At 61.2% G+C, this 25,344-nt stretch carries 18 protein-coding genes, 3 tRNA genes and 1 pseudogene; 11 read left to right on the top strand and 11 right to left on the bottom strand.

Annotated features, from left to right (window positions below; translation table 11 throughout):
* Positions 1-23 precede the first annotated feature (23 nt).
* Both IFT99_RS24610 and IFT99_RS24605 read right to left on the bottom strand, forming a co-directional pair.
* Positions 24-1,364 carry an MFS transporter gene (locus IFT99_RS24610; protein ID WP_192135766.1) on the bottom strand — a complete coding sequence of 447 codons (1,341 nt, stop codon included), beginning with the start codon at positions 1,362-1,364 and terminating at the stop codon, positions 24-26.
* Positions 1,365-1,513: 149 nt separating this feature from the next.
* On the bottom strand, positions 1,514-2,530 hold the full coding sequence (locus IFT99_RS24605; RefSeq protein ID WP_192135764.1) for a 1-aminocyclopropane-1-carboxylate deaminase/D-cysteine desulfhydrase: 1,017 nt from the start codon (positions 2,528-2,530) through the stop codon (positions 1,514-1,516).
* 239 nt (positions 2,531-2,769) lie between these two features.
* On the opposite strand from IFT99_RS24605, the pseudogene IFT99_RS26425 reads away from it, so the two are divergent.
* From IFT99_RS26425 to IFT99_RS24580, 6 genes and pseudogenes are all read left to right on the top strand, one after another.
* A pseudogene (locus tag IFT99_RS26425) lies at positions 2,770-5,106 on the top strand (type VI secretion system Vgr family protein); the annotation flags it as partial.
* Positions 5,107-5,232: 126 nt separating this feature from the next.
* Positions 5,233-6,798, top strand: a complete 1,566-nt coding sequence (locus tag IFT99_RS26420) for a phospholipase effector Tle1 domain-containing protein (RefSeq protein ID WP_244657070.1) — start codon at positions 5,233-5,235, stop codon at positions 6,796-6,798.
* Positions 6,795-7,433 carry a DUF2931 family protein gene (locus IFT99_RS24595; protein WP_192135760.1) on the top strand — a complete coding sequence of 213 codons (639 nt, stop codon included), beginning with the start codon at positions 6,795-6,797 and terminating at the stop codon, positions 7,431-7,433. The genes IFT99_RS26420 and IFT99_RS24595 overlap by 4 nt, the downstream gene beginning before the upstream one ends.
* A 118-nt stretch (positions 7,434-7,551) precedes the next feature.
* Entirely contained in the window at positions 7,552-8,094 is a 543-nt protein-coding gene (locus IFT99_RS24590) for a hypothetical protein (protein WP_192135758.1), read from the top strand.
* Positions 8,091-8,729, top strand: a complete 639-nt coding sequence (locus IFT99_RS24585; RefSeq protein WP_192135756.1) for a DUF2931 family protein — start codon at positions 8,091-8,093, stop codon at positions 8,727-8,729. Before IFT99_RS24590 ends, IFT99_RS24585 begins: the two co-directional genes overlap by 4 nt.
* Positions 8,730-8,826: 97 nt before the next feature.
* Positions 8,827-9,465, top strand: coding sequence for a DUF2931 family protein (locus IFT99_RS24580; protein WP_192135754.1), 639 nt, complete (start codon positions 8,827-8,829; stop codon positions 9,463-9,465).
* Between the two features lie 95 nt (positions 9,466-9,560).
* On the opposite strand, the gene IFT99_RS24575 is transcribed toward IFT99_RS24580, so the two are convergent.
* Entirely contained in the window at positions 9,561-11,600 is a 2,040-nt protein-coding gene (locus tag IFT99_RS24575; RefSeq protein WP_192135753.1) for an NADPH-dependent 2,4-dienoyl-CoA reductase, read from the bottom strand.
* Positions 11,601-11,887: 287 nt separating this feature from the next.
* Here IFT99_RS24575 and IFT99_RS24570 point away from each other — a divergent pair, with 287 nt between their 5' ends.
* The 4 genes from IFT99_RS24570 (at position 11,888) to ilvA (ending at position 18,097) form a co-directional block, all read left to right on the top strand.
* Complete coding sequence (locus IFT99_RS24570) at positions 11,888-13,528, top strand: methyl-accepting chemotaxis protein (protein WP_192135752.1); 1,641 nt, start codon at positions 11,888-11,890, stop codon at positions 13,526-13,528.
* A 211-nt stretch (positions 13,529-13,739) separates the two neighbouring features.
* Complete coding sequence (locus IFT99_RS24565) at positions 13,740-14,891, top strand: carbon-nitrogen hydrolase family protein (RefSeq protein ID WP_192135751.1); 1,152 nt, start codon at positions 13,740-13,742, stop codon at positions 14,889-14,891.
* 3 nt (positions 14,892-14,894) lie between these two features.
* Positions 14,895-15,935 (top strand): AraC family transcriptional regulator, encoded by a 1,041-nt coding sequence (locus tag IFT99_RS24560; protein WP_192135749.1) that lies wholly within the window; start codon positions 14,895-14,897, stop codon positions 15,933-15,935.
* 608 nt (positions 15,936-16,543) lie between these two features.
* Complete coding sequence (ilvA, locus tag IFT99_RS24555; RefSeq protein ID WP_274605162.1) at positions 16,544-18,097, top strand: threonine ammonia-lyase, biosynthetic; 1,554 nt, start codon at positions 16,544-16,546, stop codon at positions 18,095-18,097.
* A 218-nt stretch (positions 18,098-18,315) separates the two neighbouring features.
* Here the strand turns inward: ilvA and IFT99_RS24550 are convergent, their stop codons facing one another.
* The 8 genes from IFT99_RS24550 to IFT99_RS24515 all read right to left on the bottom strand — a co-directional run bounded on the left by IFT99_RS24550 (position 18,316) and on the right by IFT99_RS24515 (position 24,856).
* A complete protein-coding gene (locus IFT99_RS24550; RefSeq protein WP_192135748.1) occupies positions 18,316-19,203 on the bottom strand; it encodes a DUF2242 domain-containing protein in 888 nt (295 codons plus the stop codon).
* A gap of 261 nt (positions 19,204-19,464) precedes the next feature.
* Positions 19,465-20,730 carry a 3-phosphoshikimate 1-carboxyvinyltransferase gene (locus tag IFT99_RS24545; RefSeq protein ID WP_192135746.1) on the bottom strand — a complete coding sequence of 422 codons (1,266 nt, stop codon included), beginning with the start codon at positions 20,728-20,730 and terminating at the stop codon, positions 19,465-19,467.
* Between the two features lie 196 nt (positions 20,731-20,926).
* Positions 20,927-21,003 (bottom strand) — tRNA-Asp (locus IFT99_RS24540).
* Positions 21,004-21,125: 122 nt separating this feature from the next.
* A tRNA-Asp gene (locus IFT99_RS24535) sits at positions 21,126-21,202 on the bottom strand.
* A 74-nt stretch (positions 21,203-21,276) separates the two neighbouring features.
* Positions 21,277-21,352 (bottom strand) — tRNA-Val (locus IFT99_RS24530).
* A 162-nt stretch (positions 21,353-21,514) separates the two neighbouring features.
* Entirely contained in the window at positions 21,515-22,726 is a 1,212-nt protein-coding gene (locus tag IFT99_RS24525) for an O-succinylhomoserine sulfhydrylase (protein WP_065986404.1), read from the bottom strand.
* Positions 22,727-22,747: 21 nt separating this feature from the next.
* Positions 22,748-24,256: an amidophosphoribosyltransferase gene (gene purF / locus IFT99_RS24520; RefSeq protein ID WP_065986403.1), complete on the bottom strand. Its 1,509-nt coding sequence runs from the start codon at positions 24,254-24,256 to the stop codon at positions 22,748-22,750.
* Positions 24,257-24,268: 12 nt separating this feature from the next.
* Complete coding sequence (locus tag IFT99_RS24515; protein ID WP_065986402.1) at positions 24,269-24,856, bottom strand: CvpA family protein; 588 nt, start codon at positions 24,854-24,856, stop codon at positions 24,269-24,271.
* A 305-nt stretch (positions 24,857-25,161) separates the two neighbouring features.
* On the opposite strand from IFT99_RS24515, the gene IFT99_RS24510 reads away from it, so the two are divergent.
* Positions 25,162-25,344, top strand: a 183-nt coding sequence (locus IFT99_RS24510) for a transposase (protein ID WP_192135743.1), incomplete at its 3' end; no start/stop codon positions are given.

Genomic DNA, 25,344 nt, shown 5'->3' with positions numbered 1-25,344 from the left:
AGTAAGCAAGGTGGAGCCCCCAGTCAAATCGCCGTCTGCAATCTCCCCCGCGCCGTCAACGAACCTTCCACCTCATGCAGCGACACTTTGGACGTCTCCGGCAAGGCCAGCCCTCCCGCCAGCGCCAGCAGCGCGATGACGATCAGGTAAAACGCCGGCGCCAGGTTGCTGCCCGTCGCGCCGATCAGCCAGGTCGCCATCAGCGGCGCCGTTCCGCCGAAGATTGTGTACGCCATGTTGTAGGTGATCGCCGAAGCGGTGTAACGGGTACGCGTGGGAAAGGTCTCCGACAACAAAGCCGCCGTCACCACACCGCACAGGACAGCGCCGATCGCCAGCAACATCACACCGACGATCGAGGCCACAAAAGAACCGGAACTGGCCATCAAAAACGACGGATACACCACCACGATCAGCAGGACGCAGGTGCTGAGCACCGTCTTGCGTCGCCCGACCTTGTCGGAAAACGCCCCGGCCACCGGACAGATCGCGGCGGCGAACAGCAAGGCAATCAACGACACCAACAGCGCGGTCGCACGGTTAAGGCCGCCCGCCACCTGCAAGTACGTCGCGAAATAGGTGGTGAACATGTAGAACGACAGCGCCGTCAGCGACACGAACGCGCCAAGGCAGCAGATCGCCGCGCCGTGATTGCGCAGGGTGTCCTTGAGCGGCGAATGGGCGACCGCGTGTTCCTGCTTGACCGCCTGAAAGGCCGGTGTTTCGTCCAGTTTCCAGCGCAGGTACAGCCCGACCAGCCCCAACGGCGCGGCGATCAGAAACGGCAGCCGCCAGCCCCAACTGCCCATGGCTTCGGTGCTCAAAGAGGCCTCCAGCGCGTAGGCAATGATCGCCGCCGCCGCGAAGGCCGAAAAGGTCGACACCGGCACGAAACTGCCGTACCACGCCCGTTGCGTGCGTGGCGCGTGCTCCATCAAGTAGGCACACGCCCCCGCGTATTCTCCCCCGGCGGAGAAGCCCTGAGCGCAACGGATGAGGGTGAGCAAAACGGGTGCCATCACGCCGATTGCGGCGTAGGTCGGCAGCAGACCGATGATGGTCGTCGCCCCGGCCATCAACAGAATGGTGAACGCCAGCGTGCGCTTGCGGCCGATGCGGTCGCCCAGCATGCCGAAGAACACCCCGCCCAAGGGACGAAACGCGAAAGCCACGGCGAACACCGCGAAGGTTTTCAAGAGCGCGGCGCTGGCGTCGCCGCTGGGGAAGAACTGCTGGGCAATGGTCGTGGCCAGAAAGCCGTACACCGCGAAGTCGAACCATTCGACAAAATTGCCGATGGCGGCCGCCACGATGACTTTTCTCAGGGTGGCAGGATCGACCTGCTCAAGGACGGGAGTGGTCATGGAAACCTCGGCGCGCGTGGGAAAGATCCGATTATCGGCACAGCGCCCTGCCCGCCCGACTCCAGAAATGCCGCCGACGTACTCAGGACCGACCTGTCGGGGGTGTGGGCCGCAGGATTCGTGCCAGTGCCCGGATGCGCGCTCCGGCGTCAGGGATGTGCGTGCGCAGCATCGAAGGTTCGCTTGCCCTGCAGTCCGCCGGTGTGCAGGAAAATCAGCCGCGTGCCCTTGGCGATCCGGCCCGAGATCACTTCTTCGTGCAGCGCCAGCAATGCCTTGCCGGTGTACAGCGGTTCGAGGGGGATACCGGCTTCGGCTTCGTGCCGCGCAATGAAATCCAGCAACGCGGGATCGGTCTTCGCAAAGCCGCCACGACTGGCGTCGAGCAAGCGGTAACCCTGGGGCTTTTTGCGGTCTACCCCCACGTCCGAGCCTGTCGGTCGCGGACTCATTCTGCCCGAGGGCGCCACAGTCCCTGTGGGAGCGAGCTTGCTCGCGAAAGCTTCAACAATCCCCTCCACATTGCCCTCAACCCCATGACCTTCGGGCACCGCCATCGCGCCTATCACCTCATGCTGCCCCGCCTCCGCCAGTGCCAATCCCGCCAGCGTTGTGCCGGTGCCACACGCCAGCCACCAGCAATCGTAATCCTCCCACCCCAAATCGCCGAGCTGGCTGCGCGCCTGTTCGACGATTTCAGCGCAGCCCAACGCGCCGTCTAGCCCGCCTCCGCCCTCGGGCACCGGAAACAGATGCGGATAACGCTCGCGCCACGGCACCCAGAAATCCGCGTCATGGCGCGCGCGATACCCGGCGTAACCCAGCCAGTGCAACTCCATGCCGAACGCCTGTACATCCAGCACCGTTGGCGTCTCGACCGCATGCCCCCGCAACAACCCGACCGTGGCAAAACCAAAGCGCTTGCCCGCCGCCGCCAGCGCATGCAGGTGATTGGAATGCGCGCCGCCCAGGCTGATAACACCCCGTGCACCGGCTCGCTCAGCCGCCGCCAGATGGTGCTTGAGCTTGAACCATTTATTGCCGCTGATCAGCGGATCGACGAGGTCCAGCCGCAGGATCGCCGCCTCCACGCCCGCTGCCTGGAGCCAGTCAAAATTGAGCGGTTGCAGCGGTGCGGGAGGCAGTGGTGAGGAGAGAGGGAACATGAAATCGATCGGGCAATGGACGGTGCGAGAGTCTAGCACTCGTCGGGCGGGGTCTCGATTTAGGAGGCCGTGTAGGGCATTTCCTGATCTCCATTAGGACGCGTCCGGTTCGTGTTTTGCCTATGGAATGACGCTTTGAAATGCCTCATCTTCGCCCGCTTCAGCCCCTGTCATGGATGAGTTGATCGGTTCTTTATGGACCGGTCGGGGGCGCATTCTCCTGCCAGGGACGCTCATTCATGCTCACCGTATTACCGCCTTTCTTCGATCACAGTCGCCACAAACTTGTTATTCATCGTCTGCCCATTGCGCTCGATGTTCTTGCCTTCGAGGGCGAGGAACAGCTGAGTCAGCCGTTTCGTTACCGGGTGGAATTTACCTCGGTTGAACAGGACATCGGGGCTGAACGGATGCTGGGGCGGGAAGCGCAGTTCAGTCTGCATGCGGCGACGCATACGTTGCCGGTGGCGATTGGTGGGGTGCGGGTGCCTCGGGTTGAAGCGTTGCGGACGCTGCATGGTGTGGTGACGGGTTTTAAACGGCTTTCCGGTTCGGCTGATGAGGCGCGTTATGAAGTGACGCTGGAACCGCGACTGGCATTGCTGGGGCGTGGAAAGCAGTTCCGGATTTATCAGCATCAGTCGGTGCCGCAGATTGTCGAGAGCATTCTGCGCACACGGCATGATTTTGAGGGGCAGGATTTTCTGTTTTCGCTGGTGCGGGAGTATCCGAAGCGTGAGCAGGTGATGCAGTACGGCGAGAGCGATCTGGCGTTTATTTCGCGGCTGCTGGCCGAGGTGGGGATCTGGTACCGCTTTAGCAACAATGAGCGATTGGGTATTGAGGTCGTCGAGTTTCACGATGATCAGCGGCATTACGTTCGGCCGCGTGTGAGCTTGCCGTTTCGGCCGCAGTCGGGGTTGGGCAGCAGCGGCCAGGATGGGGGTTGGGGGCTGCAGGTCAGTCATGAGGTGGTGGAGCAGAGCGTTCACTTTCGGGCCTATCACCATCGGGATGCGAACGCATGGCTGGATGCGGATGTTGATCAGACGCGCGGGGATTCCACCACTTACGGCGAGGCGTATCACTATGCCGAGCCGTACAAGGTGCTCGGCGAAAAGCTGGATCAGGATGAAGATTTAGAGGGTGAAAGCGGGTTTTTCTACGCCCGGTTGCGGCATGAGCGGTATCTCAATAACCAGACTCGGCTGACCGGGATTAGCAGCAGTGCTACGTTGGGATTGGCTCAGGTGCTGGCGATTTCCGGTGGGGCGCCGCAGGCGTTTGAACCGGGTGCGGTGATCACTCGATTGCGGTTGCATGCTGCGCGGGACCGCAGTTTCGAGCTGAGTTTTGAGGCGGTTCCGTATTCCGAGATCGTGTGCTTTCGGCCGCCGCTGCTGGCCAAACCTAAGATAGCCGGCACTGTTCCGGCCCGTGTCACCAGCTCGCTGGCCAACGATCCATACAGCCACATCGACCGCGAAGGCCGCTACAAGGTCAGCTTTCTGTTTGATCGCGACAGCTGGAAGCTGGGCGAGGAAAGTCTGTGGCTGAGGCTAGCCCGCCCCTACGCGGGCGACACCCACGGCCTGCACCTGCCACTGATCTGCGGCACCGAAGTGGCGATTGCCTTCGAGCAAGGCGACCCGGACCGGCCCTACATCGCCCATGCCCTTCACGACAGCCGACACCCCGATCACGTCACCCTCACGCGCAGCGATTACAAACGCAACGTCCTCCGCACGCCGGCGAATAACAAGCTGCGCATGGAGGACAATCGCGGCAAGGAACACATCAAACTCAGCACCGAGCACAGCGGCAAGAGCCAGCTAAACCTTGGGCATCTGGTCGACAACGAAAAGGATAGGCGCGGCGAAGGGTTTGAGTTGCGCACGGATGGCTGGGGCGCGATTCGGGCTGGGAATGGGCTGTTGATCAGTGCGGATGAACAGACCAAAGCGCACGGTCAGCAGCTCGACATGGATGCCGTGATCGAGGAACTGGAAAGCGCGTTGTCCGTGGCACGCACCATGGCCCAGGCCGCGAGAAGTGCTGGCGCCATCGCCGCAGACACCCGCAGCCATACGCAACTGAACGATGCGCTGACTCACCTCTCCGAGCCCGGGCTTCTGCTGCACGCACCGGCCGGCATTGGCATCGTCACCCCTGAAGCGATCTGCCTGTCGTCCGGTCGCGAAAGCGTCGCCATCACCTCGTCACGCTCGACCGATATCAGCGCCGGACGCAACATCACCGGCACCGCCGAAGGTGCGATCAGCCTGTGCGCCGTCACCAAGGGTCTGCAACTCAAAGCGGTTCAGGGCGACCTGCAAGTGCATGCCCAAACTGGCGAACTGCACGCACTGGCCAACAACGACATCAAGATCGAAAGCCTGGCCGGCCGGATCGAAATCAGCGCCCCGGAAGAGCTCCTCCTGAATTGCGGTGGCGCATTCATCCGTATCAAGGATGGCGAGATCGAGCTGGGCGCGCCGGGGAATATCTATCACCGGGCCGCTTACGTGCTGAAGGCCGGTGCCACCACGCTTACGACTCCGGTGACGCCAATACCTTATGGCTATGGGGCGGGGTACACCCTGGTCGATGCGCAACAGGCCGCTGCGCGCTTCGTCCGGTACCGGATCACCACGCAGAACGGCGAAGTGTTCAACGGCGTGACCGACAAGGACGGCAAGACCATGCCCGTCCACACGATTTTGCCTGGAAACATCGCGATCGACTTTCCTCAGCCTGAAGAATGGCTGACACCGCGTCCCACGCCTGAGCTTGAGGAGGAAGAAGAGGAAGAGGAAACCACCGAAGGCATCACCCTGCGCATCGGGCTGTTCTTTGACGGGACGGGAAATAACCAGAGCAATGCGGCGGTGACCGCACAGTGCCGACAATCGGATTTGGACAGTTTCAGTCGTGAAGAGCTTGAGAGCATTGCGGCGACGTGCAAGCAGTACGGGTTCGGAGAGTTTGACGGTAGTGCGTTTAACAGCGCGCCGAATAACAGTTACGGGAATGCGCCGAGCAATGTGGCGTATTTGTATCAGCTGTACCCGGATAGCGCGGTAGATAGTATTTCGGTTGAAGCCAAAATCGGGTACATCAAGGCGTACGTGGAAGGTATCGGCACCCGCAGCGGCGGCAAGGATGCCACATTGGTTGGGCAGGCTCTCGGGCAAGGCGAGACTGGGGTGGTAGCTCGGGTCAAGCAGGCGCCAGCCCTGTTGGCGAAGCAGTTGGATCGTTTTCGCAAAGCAAATCCCGGCGTGTCTATAGGAAAAATCGAGTTCGACGTCTTAGGTTTCAGCCGTGGCGGTGCTGCAGCTCGGCATTGTGTCAACGAGGTGCTCAAGCCGAGACGAGGATTATTTGCTGGCCTGCTCAACAGCGGCGGGCCCGGATTATCAAAGAGTTTTAATCCTGTCGCCGACGTTGGCATTAACCTTATCGGCCTGTTCGATACCGTTGCGGCCATCTCAGACCCTTTACATGGGGACTTCAGTCCGGGGGATGATGTTAATCGTGGAGTCAATCTCTACCTGCCACCCGACTGCGCGCGGCAGGTCATTCAGCTAAAGGCGCTCGACGAGTATCGAACCGACTTCTCTCTTAATAACGTGCACCACACGCACCTCCAGATAGGCCTGCCGGGAGCCCACTCCGATGTTGGTGGCGGCTACCTGCCACGAGCACGAGAAAAGTTGTGGATGACGCAGCCCTGCAAGGCCAGCGTTCCGACCGGCCAAAGGGTTGAGTCCCATGCCGCTTGGGCCCGTGCAGAAGCGGACGCCAACGTCTTGCGCGAATCAGGCGTGGCCCGCGATGGCTACATTGCGGTGAAAGCCTGGCCTGCAGCAACTAACCCTCGCGGCAAAGCTGCGTCGGCCATGGAGCACTACTGGATAACCGTGCTGCTCGAACGCCCCGTGCATGGCGAACTGAGCCTGATTGCATTGCGGGTCATGCGTGATCTCTGCGTGCGCCATGGAGTGCCATTCGACGTCATCACCGATACGGATAAACGCTTCAAATTACCGGGTGAACTCATGCCCATAGCCGAGCGAATTTTGCAGCAGGTAATGACGGATAGGCTCGTAAGACTTGACCCTGCGCAGGAGGCGTTACTGCGCGCACGTTACATCCACATGTCCGCGCACTGGACCCCTGAGGGTCCCTTCTTGCTCAGCAAACCGGCACCGGCTAATCGTCGGAATGTGCATCTCAATCGTCCGCAGGAGGGTTATCCGGAATGAGGCACCTGGTCTTTGCGGTCGGATTCCTGATCAGCTTAAGTGCCTGTGCAACGGGAGGGTCAGTACCCCCGCCCGTCAAGCTGCCTTATCCGGCGTGGTATGTAGGCTTCGCCGCGCCAAGGCACATGGAGGTGTGGGTGGAAAGCGTCGACGTGCTCGATCAGCGAGGATACGTTTTCTTCAATGTGCATGCAGGGGTCGCCGGTTACACGCGTAAGCCCGAGGGTTGGCATAAAGGCACATCAGGCGGCAAACCCATCAACAACGTTGACTTACCAGACCAACTCCTTCTGCGTTGGCAGTCACTAGTGGAGCCTCAAGCTTACAAAATCAGCATTCGGATACCGCAGTGGGTCCGTGATGAGATGATCAAACCAGAGAAAGGATTTTGCCTCTGGGCTGGCGAGTGGAAAGAAGACTTTCGCGACACCATCACCTTAGGAATGGCGCCAGGGGGAATTGTAAAAGTGTGGTTAGGCGGATCGTGCTTGGGCTTTAAAGAAGTCGGCCGTTACCAGGCGAAAATCGAGCCGCTGGGCCCCAACCAAGACGGAAAAGGGTTGTTTTACCGAGCACCCAATCCAGCGGCGCAAGCCTGGATAGACCAGCATGGCATTCCGTATGGCAGTTGGTAATGCTGCTGCGGCTTCGCACCCATCGCGCCACCGCACAAATGAACGTCTCAGAATCCAGTGCGGCGCTCACTCTGATGTCGGCGGGGGCTATCTCCCACAAGCACGAGAAAAGTTGTGGATGACGCAGCCCTGCAAGGCCAGCGTTCCGACCGGCCAAAGGGTTGAGTCCCATGCCGCTTGGGCCCGTGCAGAAGCGGACGCCAACGTCTTGCGCGAATCAGGCGTGGCCCGCGATGGCTACATTGCGGTGAAAGCCTGGCCTGCAGCAACTAACCCTCGCGGCAAAGCTGCGTCGGTCATGGAGGACTACTGGATAACCGTGCTGCTCGAACGCCCCGTGCATGGCGAACTGAGCTTGATTGCACTGCGTGTCATGCGTGAGCTGGGGATACGTCACGGCGTTCCCTTCAAGGGTCTGGAAGCGCGGCCTGAACTCGCAGTGCCAGAGGAGCTTATGCCTATCGCCAAGCGAATCTTGCAGCAGGTCATGACAGACCGACTCGTACGCCTGGAGCCTGCTCAAGAGGCGTTGCTACGAGCGCGTTACATCCACATGTCCGCTCACTGGACCCCTGAGGGTCCCTTTCTATTGAGCAAACCGGCGCCGCTGAATAGTAGGAATATGCACCTCAATCGACCGCAAGAAGGTTACCCAGAATGAGACGGCTAATTTGCTTAGCCGGCATGCTGCTGAGCCTTACCGCGTGCGCGAGTGGGCCCAGACTCCCCCCGTTTCCTAAACTGCCGTATCCAGCGTGGTATATAGGGTTGGCCGCGCCAGAGCACATGGAAGTGCGGGTGGAGACCGTAGATGTTTTAGATCAGCGTGGCCTTGCATTTTTCCGAGTCCATGGCGGGGTCGCAAGCTACACCGGAAAGGTCGAGGGCTGGCATCAAGGAGGGGGCAAGTCGAAGCCTATAAATAACGTAGATCTGCCTGCCCAAATCTTTCTGCGCTGGCAGTCACTAATTGAGCCGCAAGCTTACAAGGCCAGAATTCCCATCCCTCAGTGGGTACGCGCTGAAATGGTTAGGCCAGAACGGGTCTACTGCCGCGGCTCAAAAGAATGGATAGATGGCTACCGTTTCTCGATTGCGCTGGGAATGGCTCCGGGAGGCATTGTGAAAGTCTGGGTTGGCGGGCCATGTTTAGGCTTCACAGAAGTCGGCCGTTACCAAGCCGAAGTCGAGCCGCTCGGCCCCTACCGTGGCGCGAGCAAGGGGAAGTACATCCCGCTCGAACCGGAGAACAAAGCTCACGTAGAACAGCACGGCATTCCCTATGGCAGTTGGTAACTCGGCCATGAGCGCTAACAAGGGGCATCACGGCACGCGACGGCTAGCACATTTGCGGCTTTGTTCAAGGCTTGCATTTGCAGACTGGGGTTCCCGAATGAGGCGTCTGGTCTTGGCGGTCGGATACCTGATCAGCTTGAGTGCCTGTGCAACGGGAGGGTCAGTACCCCCGCCCGTCAAGCTGCCATATCCGGCGTGGTATATCGGCTTCGCCGCGCCCAAACACATGGAAGTATGGGTTGAAAGCGTCGATGTGCTCGATCAGCGGGGATACGTTTTTTTTAACGTACATGCCGGAGTCGCCGGTTACACGCGAAAGCCCGAGGGCTGGCACAAGGGCACATCTGGCGGAAAACCCATCAACAACGTTGACTTACCAGACCAACTTCTTCTGCGCTGGCAGTCACTAGTGGAGCCTCAGGCTTACAAAATCAGCATCCGGATACCGCAGTGGGTACGCGATGAGATGGTGACGCCACAGCGCGTGTATTGCCGCAGTTCAAAAGAATGGATGGACGACTACCGTTTCGCGATTACGCTGGGAATGGCTCCGGGAGGTATCGTGAAAGTTTGGGCTGGTGGGCCATGTCTGGGTTTCAAGGAGGTCGGCCGCTACCAAGCTAAAGTCGAGCCCCTCGGCCCCAACCAAGACGGAAAAGGGCTGTTTTACCGACCACCAAACCCAGCAGCCCAAGCCTGGATCGACCAGCACGGAATCCCCTACGGCAGCTGGTAATCCCCCTCAACCGCCAGAGTCCCCTCAGACCCTGGCGGCACGCGATCCAACCCCGTCAAGCCCACCAGCCACATCACCCGCCAGAACCCAATCCCCTACAACCCCGCCGCCAACCGCGATCCCTGATCAATCGCCCGTTTGGCATCCAGTTCGGTCGCCACATCCGCCCCGCCAATCAAATGCACACTCTGCCCCGCTGCCTGTAACCCGTCATACAGTTCACGCAGCGGATCCTGCCCCGCGCAGATCACCACGTTGTCCACCGGCAGCAGTTTCTCCTCGCCTTCCGCGCCGATCCGAATGTGCAAACCGGCGTCGTCGATCTTCAAATATTCCACGCTGTTGAGCATCTGCACCTGTTTGTTCTTGAGCCCCGTGCGATGAATCCAGCCGGTGGTTTTGCCCAGACCGTCGCCGACCTTGGTGGCCTTGCGCTGCAGCAGGAAGACCTGACGCGCTGGCGCATGGGGATGAGGCTTGATCCCGGCCACGCCGCCCCGCGCTTGCAGCTGGGTGTCGATGCCCCACTCGTCCCAGAACGCGTCGCGATCCAGGCTGGTATAGACGCCCTGGTGCACAAGGTATTCCGACACGTCAAAGCCAATGCCGCCCGCGCCGATCACGGCGACGGACTTGCCAACCGGTTTGCGGCCGAGGATCACGTCGAGGTAGCTCAACACTTTGGGGTTGTCGACACCGGGGATGGCGGGCGTGCGGGGCGCGATCCCGGTGGCCAGAATCACTTCGTCAAAGCCCTTGCCAAGCAGGTCATCGACAGTGACGCGGGTGTTCAGGCGCAGGTCGACGCCGGTGGTCTGCAGCTTGCGGCCGAAGTAGCGCAGGGTTTCGAAGAACTCTTCCTTGCCCGGAATGCGCTTGGCGATGTTGAACTGCCCGCCGATTTCGCTGGCCGAGTCGAACAGCGTCACCTCATGCCCGCGCTGGGCCGCAACAGTCGCGGCAGCGAGGCCCGCAGGACCGGCACCGATGACGGCGATTTTCCGGACCTGGGTGACCGGCAGGTAATTGAGCTCGGTTTCATGACAGGCGCGAGGGTTGACCAGGCAACTGGTGAGCTTGCCGCCGAAGGTGTGGTCGAGGCACGCCTGGTTGCAGCCGATGCAGGTGTTGATCTCGTCGCTGCGACCGGCCGCGGCCTTGTTGACGAATTCCGGGTCGGCGAGAAACGGGCGCGCCATGGAGACCATGTCGGCGTCGCCTTCGGCCAGCACCTGCTCGGCGACCTCGGGGGTATTGATGCGGTTGGTGGTGATCAGCGGGATCGACACCGAGCCGCGCATTTTCGCGGTCACTTTGGCGAACGCCGCGCGCGGCACCTTGGTGGCGATGGTCGGAATGCGCGCTTCGTGCCAGCCTATGCCGGTGTTGATCAGCGTGGCGCCCGAACGCTCGATGGCCTGGGCCAGTTGCACCACTTCTTCCCAAGTGCTGCCACCCTCGATCAGGTCGAGCATCGACAGGCGATAAATGATGATGAAATTCGGGCCGACGGCTTCACGCACACGGCGCACGATCTCCACCGGCAGGCGCATGCGGTTTTCGTAGCTGCCGCCCCAACGGTCGGTGCGATGGTTGGTGTGGGCGACGAGAAACTGGTTAATGAAATAACCTTCAGAGCCCATGATTTCGACGCCGTCGTACCCGGCGGTCTGCGCGAGGCTCGCGCAAGTGACGAAATCCTGAATCTGCTTCTCGATGCCCTCTTCGTCCAGCGCTTTGGGTGTGAACGGGTTGATCGGCGCCTGGATCGCGCTCGGTGCCACCTGCTTGGGGCTGTAGGCGTAACGCCCGGCGTGAAGGATCTGCATGCAGATCTTGCCGCCTGCTTCGTGCACGGCGTTGGTGACAACCTGATGATTGGCCGCCTCCTCCGGCGTCGACAGCTTGGCCGCCCCCGAATACACCCCGCCTTCAGCGTTCGGTGAGATACCGCCGGTGACCATCAGGCCGACCCCGCCCCGAGCGCGCTCGGCGAAATACACCGCCATGCGCTCGAATCCGCCCGGCTTCTCTTCAAGCCCGGTATGCATGGAGCCCATCAGTGTGCGGTTGCGCAGCGTGGTGAAACCCAGGTCCAGGGGAGCGAGCAAGTGCGGGTAGTGGGGGGCGGCCATAAAAACTCCATCGAGCATCGTCACGGGGTGCGGGCGCTCTGTGGCGCCCGTCGAATCAGTCAGGGCCTTGGACGAGCACCCGGTACATGACGCAAACAGTAAACAGCAGCCCGGCCATGCTCAATGACTGGAAGTGACAAATCAATGATCAAGCAGTGCACCACATCGTTCGTCGGGCCACCCTCCAGACTTGGACGTCGCCGCCGATAGCACCATGACGACCTTGCCGTACTTCCCTGATGTCTGAGCAATGTCCTTCTTCTCAACACCTCGGCAGGACGCAACTAATGAGCTGGATCAATGATGCAAAAATTTCAACCAAGTTGATCACAGGCTTCGTGCTGTGCGCATTCATCACCTTGGGAGTAGGCGTGCTCGGAAGCCGTGGCGTGTCCGACCTGTCGGAAAGCCTGAAACTGGTGTTCAGCAATAACCTGGTGTCCGTCGCAAAAACCGGCGAGGCCAGAACCAACGCCGTAGGGCAAAGCCGCGATCTGTATCGGTTATACACGGCCACTGCCGCCGGCATGCCCCAGGGCGTGAGGGACGAAGTGATTGCCTCAATGAACGCCAATCAGCAGCAGAGCGAAAAAGCGTTCGCCGAATACCGCAAGACCCCGCTCGCCGACGATGAGCGCGCGGCGGGCGATCAGATGGAAAAGGACTGGCCGATCTACCAGGCGCTGGTCCAGAAATACCTCGGCCTCATGAAGGCCGGCGACCTTGATAGCGGCCGCGCGTTGTTGTTCGGCGATCTTCAGACGGCCTACAACGTGGTGCTCGATGAGCTGACCCTCATAGTTAACTCCAATAACCGGCAGATTGGCGAAGGCGCCGAGGATGCCGCCCGCATGGAGTCCTCCGCCAAGACCGCGCTGTACATCGGCATCGGCATTGCCTTTCTGGCGGCGATTCTGCTGGGCATGTTCATCAGTCGTCTGATCAGCCGTCCTATTGCTTATGCGGTCGCTAGCGCGCGGAGCATCGCCGGCGGTGACCTGACGCAACCCGTCGTCAGCACCGGCCGCGATGAAGCCGGGCAATTGCTGACGGCGCTGGGCGAAATGCAGGGCAGCCTGAAAAGCACCATTCAGCAGATTGCCGATGCGTCCAATCAACTGGCCTCCGCCGCAGAAGAGCTGACCACCGTCAGCGATAACGGCAGCAGAGGGTTGGTCCGCCAGAACGACGAAATCCAGCAGGCCGCGACCGCTGTGACGGAAATGACTTCCGCGGTGGAAGAAGTGGCCCGCAACGCCGTTTCCACGTCCGACGCGTCCCGAACCACCAGCAAACAGGCCAGCGACGGCCGTGACCAGGCCCGTGGCGCGGTCGAAGCCATTAACAGCGCGACCACCGAAATCGCCACCTCGACCAACATGGTCCGCGACCTCGCCGTGCAGGTGCGGGACATCGGCAAAGTCCTGGACGTGATTCGCGGCATTGCCGAACAAACCAACCTGCTGGCCTTGAACGCCGCCATCGAAGCCGCCCGTGCCGGTGAACAGGGCCGAGGCTTTGCCGTGGTTGCCGACGAAGTCCGGGCCTTGGCTGCACGCACCCAGGCCTCAACCGGTGAAATCGAAGGCATGATCAACAGCGTCCAGGCCAGCGCCGATCAGGCGGTGGGGGCGATGGGCAAAAGTCAGGCGCTGGTGACCGACACCCAGGCGCTGGCCCAGGCAACGGGTCGCGCACTGGAGCAGATCGCCGACGGCATCGCCCAGATCAACGAACGCAACATGGTCATCGCCACCGCCTCTGAAGAGCAGGCGAATGTCGCGCGTGAGGTGGACCGCAATCTGGTGAACATCCAGGACCTGTCTACCCAGACGGCGGCCGGTGCGCACCAGACCAACGCATCGACCCAGGATCTTTCCCGCCTGGCCGTTTCGTTCAACACGCTGGTCAGCCGCTTCCGCCTGTAAAACGCATCGCCCGTGATGCCTGCAAATCGCAGGCATCGCGGTTGATCCATACAGCGCAGGCGGCCGCCGATGCCGCCTCGCTTGAACCCATTCGCCGAATGGCCGCTCTGGCCGTTGGCAAACCTTCTCCAAAGCAGCGTTTTGCCGTAGCCTTCCGGCAACGTCATCGCGCCCTCCGCGCTTTCTTCCCAGAGGCAGCTCTCCTTTCTTCATGCGCAAAGTTCTCGGCTCACTTACCGCTGCGGTGCTGGTGATTCTTCTCGTCAGCTACGGGCTGTGGACGGGCAAGCGTCATGTCGGGCATTACCTGACGGACCTGCGCATTCAGCTGGTGATCAACGACGGGCAACCCGGCGAACGCGGCAACCTGCTGGGCATTCAGCCCGAGTTGTTCCCTTCCGATTATTCGAGTGCCAAACGCCTGCATCGCAAGCTGGCGTCGTACCTGGTCCAGGCCCGCGACCATGGGCTGCTCAACGATAAAACCATTGTGGTGCTGCCCGAGCACATCGGCACCTGGTTGTTGGCGGTGGACGAAAAAGCCCAGTTCTACCAGGCCACCACCTTCGACGAGGCGATGAACTGGCTGGCGTTCAGTAATCCGTTGCTGTTCATCGACGCAGTGATTCACGCGCGGGGCAGCAGCCGCTTCGAGGACGCACGCCTGCGCATGAAGGCGCACAGCATGGCGCAGGATTATCAGAACGTGTTCGGCGGGCTGGCGAAGGAGTTCGGCGTGACGCTGGTGGCCGGCTCGATCGTGCTGCCCAGCCCGCACGTGGAAAACGGCGAACTGCACATCGGCCGCGGCGCGCTCTATAACAGCAGCCTGGTGTTCGGCCCCGACGGCCTGCCCTTGGGACAGCCCCAGCGTCAGTTGTTCCCGGGCTGGAACCAGCGGGGTTACATCCGTCCTGGCAAGGACGCGCCGCTCAACGTGATCGACACCCCGGCCGGCCGTTTGGCGACATTGATCGGCAGCGACAGCTGGTACCCCGACAATTACGCGCGACTCAACGCGAGCGGCGTCAAGCTGATTGCAGTACCGGCCTATGTCGCCGGCACGTACGGCTGGACGCAACCCTGGCGCAGCGACAAGCATGACGCGCTGGCGGCCCATTTGAATCTGGGGGCCAAACCGATCACCCAGGGTGAAGCCTGGCGCCGACTGGCCCTGACACCGGCCAGCACGGCGAAGGCCGGCGTCAGCGTGTTCATGCGCGGCCAGTTCTGGGACCAGGGCAGCGCCGGCCACAGTTTCGCCAGTCGCGGCGGGCAAAGCGTCGCCGAGCAGTCCATCAGCGCTGCCCCGAAAGGCGTTCGCCCCGGGCATGGCGCCCGCCTGATCAATCTGTGGTTGTAATCGATGACCTCTCCTCGCGTGCGTCTGGGCGATCTGTCAGTGGGGTTCGTCCACAGCCTCGCCGACGCTGTTCGCAACGAAGGCCAGGACCCGCAACCGCTGCTGCAGCAATACGGCCTGGATGCCGCACGACTCGGTGAGGCCGGCGCCCGGCTGTCGATCCCGCGCTACATGCGCCTGGGCCATGGGGCCATCGAGCTGACCGGCGTGCCTGCCTTGGGCCTGCGGATGGGCCAATCCAGCCGTCTGAGCCACGCCGGTCTGGCGGGCATCACGGCCGCGCAGGCGCCGACCGTGCGCGAAGCGGCGCGCACGCTGATTCGTTTTGAACCGCTGTACGGCTCGAATTATCGCGGCCAGTCGAGCCTGCACGAAGACAGCGACGGCGCCTGGCTGCGCTTCTATTCCATCAGCCCGTACAACGGCTACAACCGCTTCGTGGTGGATTCGATCCTCAGCGGCTGGCTGCACCAGCTGTCGACGCTGAGCGGGACGACGCTGATAGCCGAACGTCTGGAGATCGAGTTCGACGCCCCCGCCTACGCCGCTGAATACGCCGCGCTCTGCGAGCAGCCGGTCGGTTTCGCGGCGGGCGTCAATCAGTTGCGCCTCAACCAGCGTCAGCTGGGCCTGCGCAACCCCGACCACGTGCCGAGTACCTGGCGGCATCTGCTGCAGGTGTGTGAACGGGAACTCGAACAACTCACCCGAACCCGCAGCCTGCGCGAGCGCATCACCCAATTGCTGGGGCCGTTGTTGAATGGGGGGCGGGAGCCGGATCTCGAAGAAGTGGCCGCGCGACTGAAGCTGCCGACCTGGACCCTGCGCCGCAAGCTGGCGGACGAGGGCACACAGTTCCGTGCGATCCTCAATGACACCCGGCGCGACCTCGCCATGACCTACATCCGGGACACCGAACTGGCCTTTGGCGAAATCGCCTACTTATTGGGATTTGCGTCAGCAGAAGCCTTTCAGCGGGCCTTCAAACGCTGGACCGAACAGACGCCCGGTGCGTTTCGTCGCAGCCAGCGCAAGTCACTCTGACTGGCAGGCGTGGGTTTTCCTACAACTCGGTGGCGTCTTCTGCGGGTTCCAGCGGGTCCATCTCGTAGGCCTGGTATTCCAGCAGTTCTTCTTGGTACTCGTCCATTTTTGCGCCCTCGTGGCGGGTTCTTGTGATCGGTGGTGTTCTTGTGTCGCTGAGTCATTCAGCTGCAGATTCACTGACTACGAACCCAACCCTAAAGTGCCCTCATGAACAAAAAATGAAGGCCCGTTGAACAGTAGACGCGCGCGGATAAACGGCGACGGCCCAAGGGATTGTTAGCCTTGTCTGGGTCTGGCATTTGTTTTTTCCTGACTGTCAGTTTTTGAGCGATGACGGCGTCGCCCACTTGACGACTGCGCCGTGTTCGCCATAGTCTCGACGCCATGAACGCATCCCAGCATTTCTTCGGCCCGATAATTATTACCGCCATTCCAGTCATGGCGGGTTAGCCGACGTTTGCACCCAACCCGCCCTAGAGGCGGGTTTTTTCTCTCTGTCTCCCGGGCCAAAAACCACATCAGGAGCCAGACATGATCATTCGCCCTTCCCTCGCCTGCTTCGCCGCCCGCCTGATCATCCCAAGCCTTCCGACGAGGCCCTCACGATGAGTCAGCCACCGGCCTACCCGCTTGTTCAGGGCGACCTGCTCAATCACTACGTCAAAAAGATCCTCAACTCCCGCGTGTACGACGTTGCCGTGGAAACCCCGCTGCACGCCGCTCGCCAGCTCTCCGAGCGCCTTGGCAACAACGTCCTCCTAAAGCGCGAGGACCTCCAGCCGGTGTACTCCTTCAAGATTCGTGGCGCCTACAACAAGCTGGCGCAGCTGAGCCCGGAAGAACTGGCGCGGGGCGTGGTGACGGCGTCGGCGGGCAACCATGCCCAAGGCCTGGCGCTGGCAGCAAAGACCCTGGGCGTTTCGGCGACCATCGTGATGCCGAAGACGACCCCCGAGATCAAGGTCGAGGGCGTGCGCTCCCGGGGTGGAAAGGTCGTACTGCACGGCGACTCGTTTCCCGAAGCGCTGGCGTATTCGCTGAAGCTGGTCGAGGAACATGGCTACGTCTACGTCCACCCCTACGACGACCCTGACACCATTGCCGGGCAAGGCACTGTGGCGATGGAAATCCTGCGCCAGCATCAGGGGCCACTGGACGCGATCTTCGTGCCGGTCGGCGGCGGCGGGCTGATCGCCGGCATTGCGGCCTACGTCAAATACCTGCGCCCGGAAATCAAGGTGATCGGCGTTGAGCCGGACGATTCCAACTGCCTGCAACAGGCCATGGCTTACGGCGAGCGGGTGGTGCTGCAACAGGTCGGCCTGTTTGCCGATGGCGTCGCGGTGGCGCAGATCGGGCAGTACACCTTTGACATCTGCAAGGACTACGTCGACGAGGTGATCACCGTCAGCACCGATGAAATCTGTGCGGCGATCAAGGACATCTACGACGACACCCGCTCGATCACCGAGCCCGCCGGCGCGCTGGGCGTGGCCGGGATCAAGAAGTACGCCGAACAGTACGACGTCACCGGGCAGACGTTTGTCGCCATCGACTCTGGGGCCAACGTCAACTTCGACCGCCTGCGTCACGTCGCCGAGCGCGCCGAACTGGGCGAAGGCCGCGAGGCGATTATTGCCGTGACCATCCCGGAACAGGCGGGCAGCTTCAAGGCCTTCTGCGAAGCCATCGGCAAGCGGCAAATCACCGAATTCAACTACCGCTACCACACCGACCGCGAGGCGCACATCTTCGTCGGCGTGCAGACCCACCCCGACACGGACCCTCGCAAAGCGCTGATCGCGAGCCTGACAGAACAGGGTTTTCCGGTGCTGGACCTGACCGACAACGAACTGGCCAAGCTGCATTTACGGCACATGGTCGGCGGGCATTCGGAGCGGGTCAGCGATGAAGTGGTACTGCGCTTTGAATTCCCGGAGCGGCCGGGTGCGCTGTTCAACTTCCTGAACAAGCTCGGCGGCAAATGGAATATTTCGATGTTCCACTACCGCAACCACGGTGCGGCGGATGGCCGAGTGGTGGCGGGATTAGTGGTGCCGGAGGATGAACGGCATCTGGTGCCACAGGCGCTGGGGGAGATTGGTTATCCGTACTGGGACGAAACCAGGAATCCGGCGTACAAACTGTTTTTGGGGTGATGCGGCTACGGATGACACCGAAGATCTGCAGGCCCAGCGCACCCTTGTGGGAGCGAGCTTGCTCGCGAAGAGTTCAGTACAGCCATTAAATCTCCAGTGGCCGAAATGCCCTCTTCGTGAGCAAGGTGGAGCGCCACCCCGGTCACTCCCACAGCTTTTGCATTTGCTGCACGTGCGGTGTCAGCACGCGGGACCTCTGCTGGGAATTAGCAGATGACTCACTGCGCCGGCGTTGATTCTACCGCTGGCGCAGCGCTCGGCTCGGTGGTCGTTGCCGGCGCAGGCGCTGTGGCAGGCGCGGCCTCGGCAGGCGCCGCTGTTTCGGTTTTCAACGGTTCCGCCTCGGCAGGCGCAGGCATCGGCTCGCTGCTCTGCTCGGCAGCGGCCGCAGGTGGGGTCGCAGGGGTCGCCAGTGGCGCTGGTGCGACGGGCGTAGTGGGTGCAGGCGTGGCAGGCGCCGCTGCAGCAGGTGCAGCGGCCGGCTTTTGCTCCGTCAACGCCGCCGGCTTGCCTGGCACCGGCTCAGGCATGCCCAGATCGGTTTTAGGCTTCTCTTCAATGTGTGCAGCCTTCTTCAGTTCAGGCGGCAGGAAATTTTCCACCAGCGCGAAGAAGCGATCATAGAACTTGGGCGACGCCACGGTTTCACTGGCGACCTTGACCATCGAGTCGTCGGTCGAACCAATCGGCATCGAGACCGAGCCCAGCACGCCGACCCCCAGGCTGGCGGAGTTATTGACCTTCTTCAACGCATAGCGATCCTGCAGCGCATTGGCGAACATCGTGGTCCGTTTATCAGCACTGCCGTCCGGCGCACACACCACGTTGAAGCTGATCTCCATGTGGGTTTCGCCGGTTTGCTGAAAGCTCTTATGGCCGCTGATCACTTTGGGATCGCTGCTGGTAATGATGTAGCCCTGACTCAACAGCGCCCTTCGGGCCGCTTCGCAGGTGGCGGTATCCGAGACCGGGTAGCTGCGGGAGAATGTCCCGGCATCGTCGAAATTCTCATGCTCATAGACCGTCGGTTTCTTCGACGAGCAGCCTGCGGCAGCCAGCAGGGTGATGACCCAGCATGCGGTACGAAAGCTCAGTAATTTAGGCATCAAACATCCTGGGGCAATTGGTCGACTGAAAGTGGACCGGAGAAAACGCCGGTAAGTCTGCAACAAGCCTGCCATGGGATCAACGCAGAGTTTGCAACCGTGTGGATACATCGAAACGGCAACCGTGAACGGGGCCTGTACGCGTGGGCCTGTCAGGGCAGCGCAGGTTGCGCTGATCAGACTGAAACGGGGTCGGAAAAGTCGCCCCACCGGGCCTGGCGTCCATCAGCCGACGGCTGCAGGCCCGGCATGCCCTGCGCCTCAGACCTCGCCGTGCACCAGTTTGACGCCGAGGAATTCCAGCGCGCGCCAGTAGCCAGGATAGGTTTTGCCTACGCACTCCGGGTCCTGAATTCGCACGCCCGCCACTTTCAAACCGGCCAGCGCGAAACACATGGCAATGCGGTGGTCGGAATGGGTATTGATCAGCGCGTGACTGCTGGTGCCCGCCAGACTCGGATCAGCGGCAACCAACAGATCGTCGCCTTCTACCGAGGCCAGCCCGGCCCGAACCTGATTCAGACCATCGTGCAGCGCCTGTACGCGATCGCATTCCTTGACCCGCAGGTTGGCCAGGTCAACGAAGCGCACAGGCGTCTCGTTGAAGGCCGCCAGCACCGCCAGCGTAGGAATCGCGTCCTGCATCTGTGAGCCGTTTATGACCGCAGGCATCTTCGGAAACTGCGCGATCACTTCCATGGCCTTGGCGTCTGGCTGAGTGAACGCCTCCCCCGCCACGCCCAGGTCGATCTTGCCGCCGGTCAGCGCCTCGGCAGCCCACAAATAGGTTGCGGCCGAGGCGTCGGGCTCGATCTGATAATCGCAGGCGGTGTAACCCGTCGGTGCAACGCGCCACAACGCGTCATCCAGCACCTCGACCTCGGCACCGAACGCGCGCATGCAGGCGATGGTCAAGTCGATGTAACCGCGCGCGCCGATTTCCTTGCCGGTCAGCGCCACTTCAATCGGTGCATCGCCACAGGCCGCCACCATCAACAGCGCGGAGACGTACTGACTGGACAGGCCGCCGTCGATTTCGAAGCGAGTGGCGGTAATCGAACCCGTCCCGCGCACCACGACCGGAGGGCAACCGGTGGCGCTTTCCGCGATCAGGCCGCCTTTGCGTAGCGCCTCCAGCAACGGGCCGATCGGGCGCTTCTGCATGTAGTGATCGCCGTCCAGCGTGACGCTGCCATTTACCGTGCCGACCGCCGCTGTCAGGAACCGCACCGCCGTGCCGGCATTGCCGAGGAACAGCGCGTCCTGGGGGACTTCAAGTTGCCCACTGCTGGTGACGACGAAGCTGGTGTCGTCCGGCTCTTCGATGGTCAGGCCCATTTGCCGCAGGGCGTTGGACATATGGCGGGTGTCGTCGCTTTTCAGCGCGCCACGCAGGTGGCTGGTGCCCTTGGCGAGTGCAGCCAGGAGCAGCGCGCGGTTGGTGATGGACTTCGAGCCGGGCGGCGACACATGGCCCGTCAGCGGTACGCCCGGCGGGATGACAGTGATGGTTTGGTTCATGCCCATGGTCCAGCTCTCCAAATTCGAAATCAGGCACCGCACAGCGCCGCGTTAACAGCCGGCGATCATGGCATTTATCGCCGAGCTCTGCAGCATCCAGCGCGACAGGCGAAGCGTTCGCCAAATCGCAGGCACAAAAAAAGCGATCCTGGGATCGCTTTTTCTGTTGCTTCAAGGCGTTCAAGGGCCTCGAAGCGATGTATGGCGCAGCGGACGGGACTCGAACCCGCGACCCCCGGCGTGACAGGCCGGTATTCTAACCGACTGAACTACCGCTGCTTGTCGCACAGACTTTCATCTGCTTAACGCTGTTGAAACCGACCCTTGGGCCTGCTTCGTAAAACACTGAATGAAAACCTAGGCTTTCAATCTCGAACCGGGAAGACCCGATTCGGAAAATATGGCGCAGCGGACGGGACTCGAACCCGCGACCCCCGGCGTGACAGGCCGGTATTCTAACCGACTGAACTACCGCTGCGCATTGCGTGGACTTACGTCCTGCTGAATCTCAGTATCCTTCAGCGTCTGGTGTTGCTGTGAAACACTCAACGATGGTGGGTGATGACGGGATCGAACCGCCGACCCTCTGCTTGTAAGGCAGATGCTCTCCCGGCTGAGCTAATCACCCTTGCTTCGCTGAGGCCGCGAAATTTACGCAGGTGATGAACCTAAGTCAATAGCCTGCTTGAAGTTTTTTTAAAAAGAGCCATTTTTCGCAGCAAGCACGAAGCTGCACATCGCAAACAAAAAAGCGAGCCCCAGGGCTCGCTTTCGTGTTCGGACACCCTGCTTACAAGGCAGCCAGACCCCGTGCGAGATCCGCTTGCAGGTCTGCGACGTCCTCCAGCCCTACCGCGACGCGGATCAGACTGTCACGAATGCCGGCCGCCTCACGCTCTTGCGGAGACAGCCGACCGTGGGAGGTGGTGCTCGGATGAGTAATAGTGGTCTTGGTATCGCCCAGGTTCGCGGTGATCGAGATCAATCGCGTGGCATCAATGAAACGCCATGCGCCGTCCTTGCCACCCTTCACCTCAAAACTCACCACCGCGCCGAACGCCGTCTGTTGACGCTTGGCCAATGCATGTTGCGGGTGACTCTCGAGACCGGAGTAATGCACCTTCTCGATGCCCTCCTGCTGTTCGAGCCACTGCGCCAGTTCCAGAGCGCTCTGGCAATGGGCACGCATGCGGATTTTCAGGGTTTCGAGCCCCTTGAGGAACAGCCAGGCGTTGAACGGGCTCAGGCTGGGGCCAGCAGTGCGCAGGAAGCCGACGACTTCTTTCATCAGCTCGCTACGACCGACCACCACGCCACCCATGGCGCGGCCTTGTCCGTCGATGAACTTGGTCGCCGAGTGCACGACCACGTCCGCCCCCATGCGCAGCGGTTGCTGCAGGGCCGGAGTGCAGAAGCAGTTATCGACCACCAGCAGCGTGCCCTTGGCGTGGGCGATTTCCGCCAGCCCGTTGATGTCGACCAGCTCCGCCAACGGGTTGGAAGGCGATTCGACAAACAGCATTTTGGTGTTCGGCTTGATCGCCGCGTCCCAGCCGGACAATTCGGCGAGGGGGACGTAATCGACCTCCACCCCGAAGCGTTTGAAATACTTTTCAAACAGGCTGATGGTCGAACCGAACACGCTCTTCGACACCAGCACGTGGTCGCCGGCGCTGCAGAAGCTCATCACCGTGGCGAGGATGGCGGACATCCCCGTGGAGGTCGCCACCGCCTGCTCGCCGCCTTCCAGCGCGGCCATGCGCTCTTCGAACGAGGCCACGGTCGGGTTGGTGTAGCGCGAATAGACGTTGCCGGGGATCTCACCGGCGAAGGTCGCGGCCGCCTCGGCTGCCGTGCGGAACACGTAGCTGGATGTGAAAAACAGTGGATCGCTGTGCTCGCGTTCCGGCGTGCGGTGCTGACCGGCACGTACCGCGAGGGTGTCGAAACCGACGCCCTCGAGATCGCTGTCCAGTCGACCGGCATCCCATTCCTGAGTCATGCCGCCTGCTCCTTGTCTGGATTAATTATTGTACAGATCGATGATCGCGCTCACCGCCTGAGTCTTGACCTTGGAGGCGTCGTTGCGCGCCTGCTCGATCTTGTTCAGGTAGTGCTCGTCGATGTCACCGGTCACGTACTTGCCGTCGAAGACCGAACAGTCGAAGTTGTCGATCTTGATCTTTTTGCTGCCACTCACCGCCTCGATCAGGTCATTCAGGTCCTGATAGACCAGCCAGTCGGCACCGATGAGGTCGGCCACGTCCTGGGTGGAACGGTTGTGAGCGATCAGCTCGTGGGCACTCGGCATGTCGATGCCGTAGACGTTGGGGAAGCGCACAGCCGGGGCCGCGGAACAGAAATACACGTTCTTGGCGCCGGCTTCGCGGGCCATCTGGATGATCTGCTTGCACGTGGTGCCGCGAACGATGGAGTCATCCACCAGCATCACGTTCTTGCCACGGAATTCCAGCTCGATCGCGTTGAGCTTCTGGCGCACGGATTTCTTCCGCGCGGCCTGGCCCGGCATGATGAACGTGCGGCCGATGTAGCGGTTCTTGACGAAGCCTTCGCGGAATTTCACGCCCAGGTGGTTCGCCAGTTCCAGCGCCGCCGTACGGCTGGTGTCCGGAATCGGGATGACCACATCGATGTCGTGATCAGGACGCTCGCGCAGGATCTTGTCGGCCAGCTTCTCGCCCATGCGCAGACGCGCCTTGTAGACCGAGATGCCGTCGATGATTGAATCAGGACGCGCCAGGTAGACGTGCTCGAAAATGCACGGGGCGTATTTCGGGTTGGTGGCGCACTGGCGGGTGTGCAGCTTGCCGTCTTCGGTGATGTACACCGCTTCGCCCGGGGCGAGGTCACGAATCAGGGTGAAACCGAGCACGTCCAGGGAAACGCTTTCGGACGCGATCATGTACTCGACGCCTTCGTCGGTGTGACGCTGACCGAAGACGATCGGGCGGATGGCATCCGGGTCGCGGAAGCCGACAATGCCGTAACCGGTGATCATCGCCACGACCGCGTAACCGCCACGGCAACGCTTATGCACGTCAGTGACGGCCGCGAAGATGTCTTCTTCGGTCGGCTGCAACTTGCCGCGCACGGCCAGCTCGTGGGCGAACACGTTGAGCAGCACTTCGGAATCGGAATTGGTGTTGACGTGGCGCAGGTCGGATTCGTAAATCTCCTTGGCCAGTTGCTCGACGTTGGTCAGGTTGCCGTTATGCGCCAGGGTGATGCCGTAAGGCGAGTTGACGTAGAACGGCTGGGCTTCGGCCGACGTCGAGCTGCCCGCCGTTGGGTAACGTACGTGACCAATGCCCATGTGCCCGACCAGGCGCTGCATATGGCGCTGGTGGAACACGTCACGAACCAGACCGTTGTCCTTGCGTAGAAACAACCGGCCGTCATGGCTGGTCACGATACCGGCAGCGTCCTGGCCGCGGTGCTGGAGGACGGTGAGCGCGTCATAAAGCGCCTGATTGACGTTCGACTTGCCGACGATACCGACGATGCCACACATGCGACACAACCCCTACTTAGTGGAACTGGATTTACCGAGCACTTCCGGCGGCGTTGTAGGCGGCAGGAGGTGATCCTTGAACGGGATGTCAACAGGTACGCTGACTCCGCTGGCTAGCCACTTGCTGGACATCCCGAGAATCAGGTTTTTCGACCAGTCAGCGACCATGACAAATTGCGGGAGCAGCCTCGACTGCTGCCACCATTGATCCTGTTGCACCGGGCCCAGGCTCAACAGCCCGACCGCAACGACAACCAGCAAGGCTCCGCGCGCCGCGCCGAAGACCATGCCCAGAAAACGATCGGTCCCGGACAGCCCGGTGACGCGAATCAGTTCTCCAATCAGAAAGTTGACCATGGCGCCGACCAGCAGTGTGGCGACGAAAAGAATGGTGCAGCCCGCAATCACGCGCGCCGAAGGTGCTTCGATGTAGTTGACCAGATACTGGGCCAGCGATCCGCCAAACATCCAGGCGACGGCACCTGCGATGATCCACGTCAGCAAGGACAATGCTTCTTTGACGAAGCCGCGCTTGAGACTGATCAAAGCGGAGATGGCGACAATTGCAATGATCGCCCAGTCAACCGGAGTAAATGACACGTCGCAGCCTACAGACTGATAAGGCGGCGGATTTTAGCAGAGCACTCGCCTGCCGGTAAGCAGCGATTGCGGATGAAGGGCATTTAAGGCGAACTATTGGACTTTGTTGGGGATCGGCCGGGGTTAAACCCGAAATCGATGACTGCAGATCGAGCCCCTTCCCGGCTGAAGCCGGTCCTACAACAGCACCGCGGACATTTCGTAGGACCGGCTTTAGCCGGGAAGGCGTCAGTTGCCACACTGCAGTGGTCTAATTTCCCCGGACACCTCGATAAGTGGAAAATACATTTATCGAGGAGTTCTACATGACCAGAAAACGCAACAGGTTTGACGACAGCTACAAATTGGAAGTTGTAAAGATGGTCAGGGATCAGGGGCTGACCGTTCCGCAGGTTTGCCAGGACCAGAACCTCGGTGAGACGGCCGTACGACGGTGGATCCGCCAATACGACGCCGAGCAGTTGGGCCAGGCCGGGATAGGAAACCCG

The sequence above is a fragment of the Pseudomonas sp. CFBP 8772 genome (genome assembly GCF_014841665.1).
Classification (GTDB): Bacteria; Pseudomonadota; Gammaproteobacteria; order Pseudomonadales; family Pseudomonadaceae; genus Aquipseudomonas; species Aquipseudomonas graminis_B.
This window is presented reverse-complemented; position numbering and strand designations above follow the sequence as displayed.

Excerpts from the sequence above, each read along its gene's own strand:
- IFT99_RS24605 (WP_192135764.1), bottom strand. The coding sequence starts at position 2,530 with ATGTTCCCTCTCTCCTCACCACTGCCTCCCGCACCGCTGCAACCGCTC.
- IFT99_RS26420 (WP_244657070.1), top strand. The coding sequence starts at position 5,233 with ATGCCCGTCCACACGATTTTGCCTGGAAACATCGCGATCGACTTTCCT.
- IFT99_RS24610 (WP_192135766.1), bottom strand. The coding sequence starts at position 1,364 with ATGACCACTCCCGTCCTTGAGCAGGTCGATCCTGCCACCCTGAGAAAA.
- IFT99_RS24580 (WP_192135754.1), top strand. The coding sequence starts at position 8,827 with ATGAGGCGTCTGGTCTTGGCGGTCGGATACCTGATCAGCTTGAGTGCC.
- IFT99_RS24575 (WP_192135753.1), bottom strand. The coding sequence starts at position 11,600 with ATGGCCGCCCCCCACTACCCGCACTTGCTCGCTCCCCTGGACCTGGGT.
- IFT99_RS24565 (WP_192135751.1), top strand. The coding sequence starts at position 13,740 with ATGCGCAAAGTTCTCGGCTCACTTACCGCTGCGGTGCTGGTGATTCTT.
- IFT99_RS24595 (WP_192135760.1), top strand. The coding sequence starts at position 6,795 with ATGAGGCACCTGGTCTTTGCGGTCGGATTCCTGATCAGCTTAAGTGCC.
- IFT99_RS24590 (WP_192135758.1), top strand. The coding sequence starts at position 7,552 with ATGACGCAGCCCTGCAAGGCCAGCGTTCCGACCGGCCAAAGGGTTGAG.
- IFT99_RS24550 (WP_192135748.1), bottom strand. The coding sequence starts at position 19,203 with ATGCCTAAATTACTGAGCTTTCGTACCGCATGCTGGGTCATCACCCTG.
- IFT99_RS24560 (WP_192135749.1), top strand. The coding sequence starts at position 14,895 with ATGACCTCTCCTCGCGTGCGTCTGGGCGATCTGTCAGTGGGGTTCGTC.
- purF (WP_065986403.1), bottom strand. The coding sequence starts at position 24,256 with ATGTGTGGCATCGTCGGTATCGTCGGCAAGTCGAACGTCAATCAGGCG.
- ilvA (WP_274605162.1), top strand. The coding sequence starts at position 16,544 with ATGAGTCAGCCACCGGCCTACCCGCTTGTTCAGGGCGACCTGCTCAAT.
- IFT99_RS24545 (WP_192135746.1), bottom strand. The coding sequence starts at position 20,730 with ATGGGCATGAACCAAACCATCACTGTCATCCCGCCGGGCGTACCGCTG.
- IFT99_RS24585 (WP_192135756.1), top strand. The coding sequence starts at position 8,091 with ATGAGACGGCTAATTTGCTTAGCCGGCATGCTGCTGAGCCTTACCGCG.
- IFT99_RS24570 (WP_192135752.1), top strand. The coding sequence starts at position 11,888 with ATGAGCTGGATCAATGATGCAAAAATTTCAACCAAGTTGATCACAGGC.
- IFT99_RS24525 (WP_065986404.1), bottom strand. The coding sequence starts at position 22,726 with ATGACTCAGGAATGGGATGCCGGTCGACTGGACAGCGATCTCGAGGGC.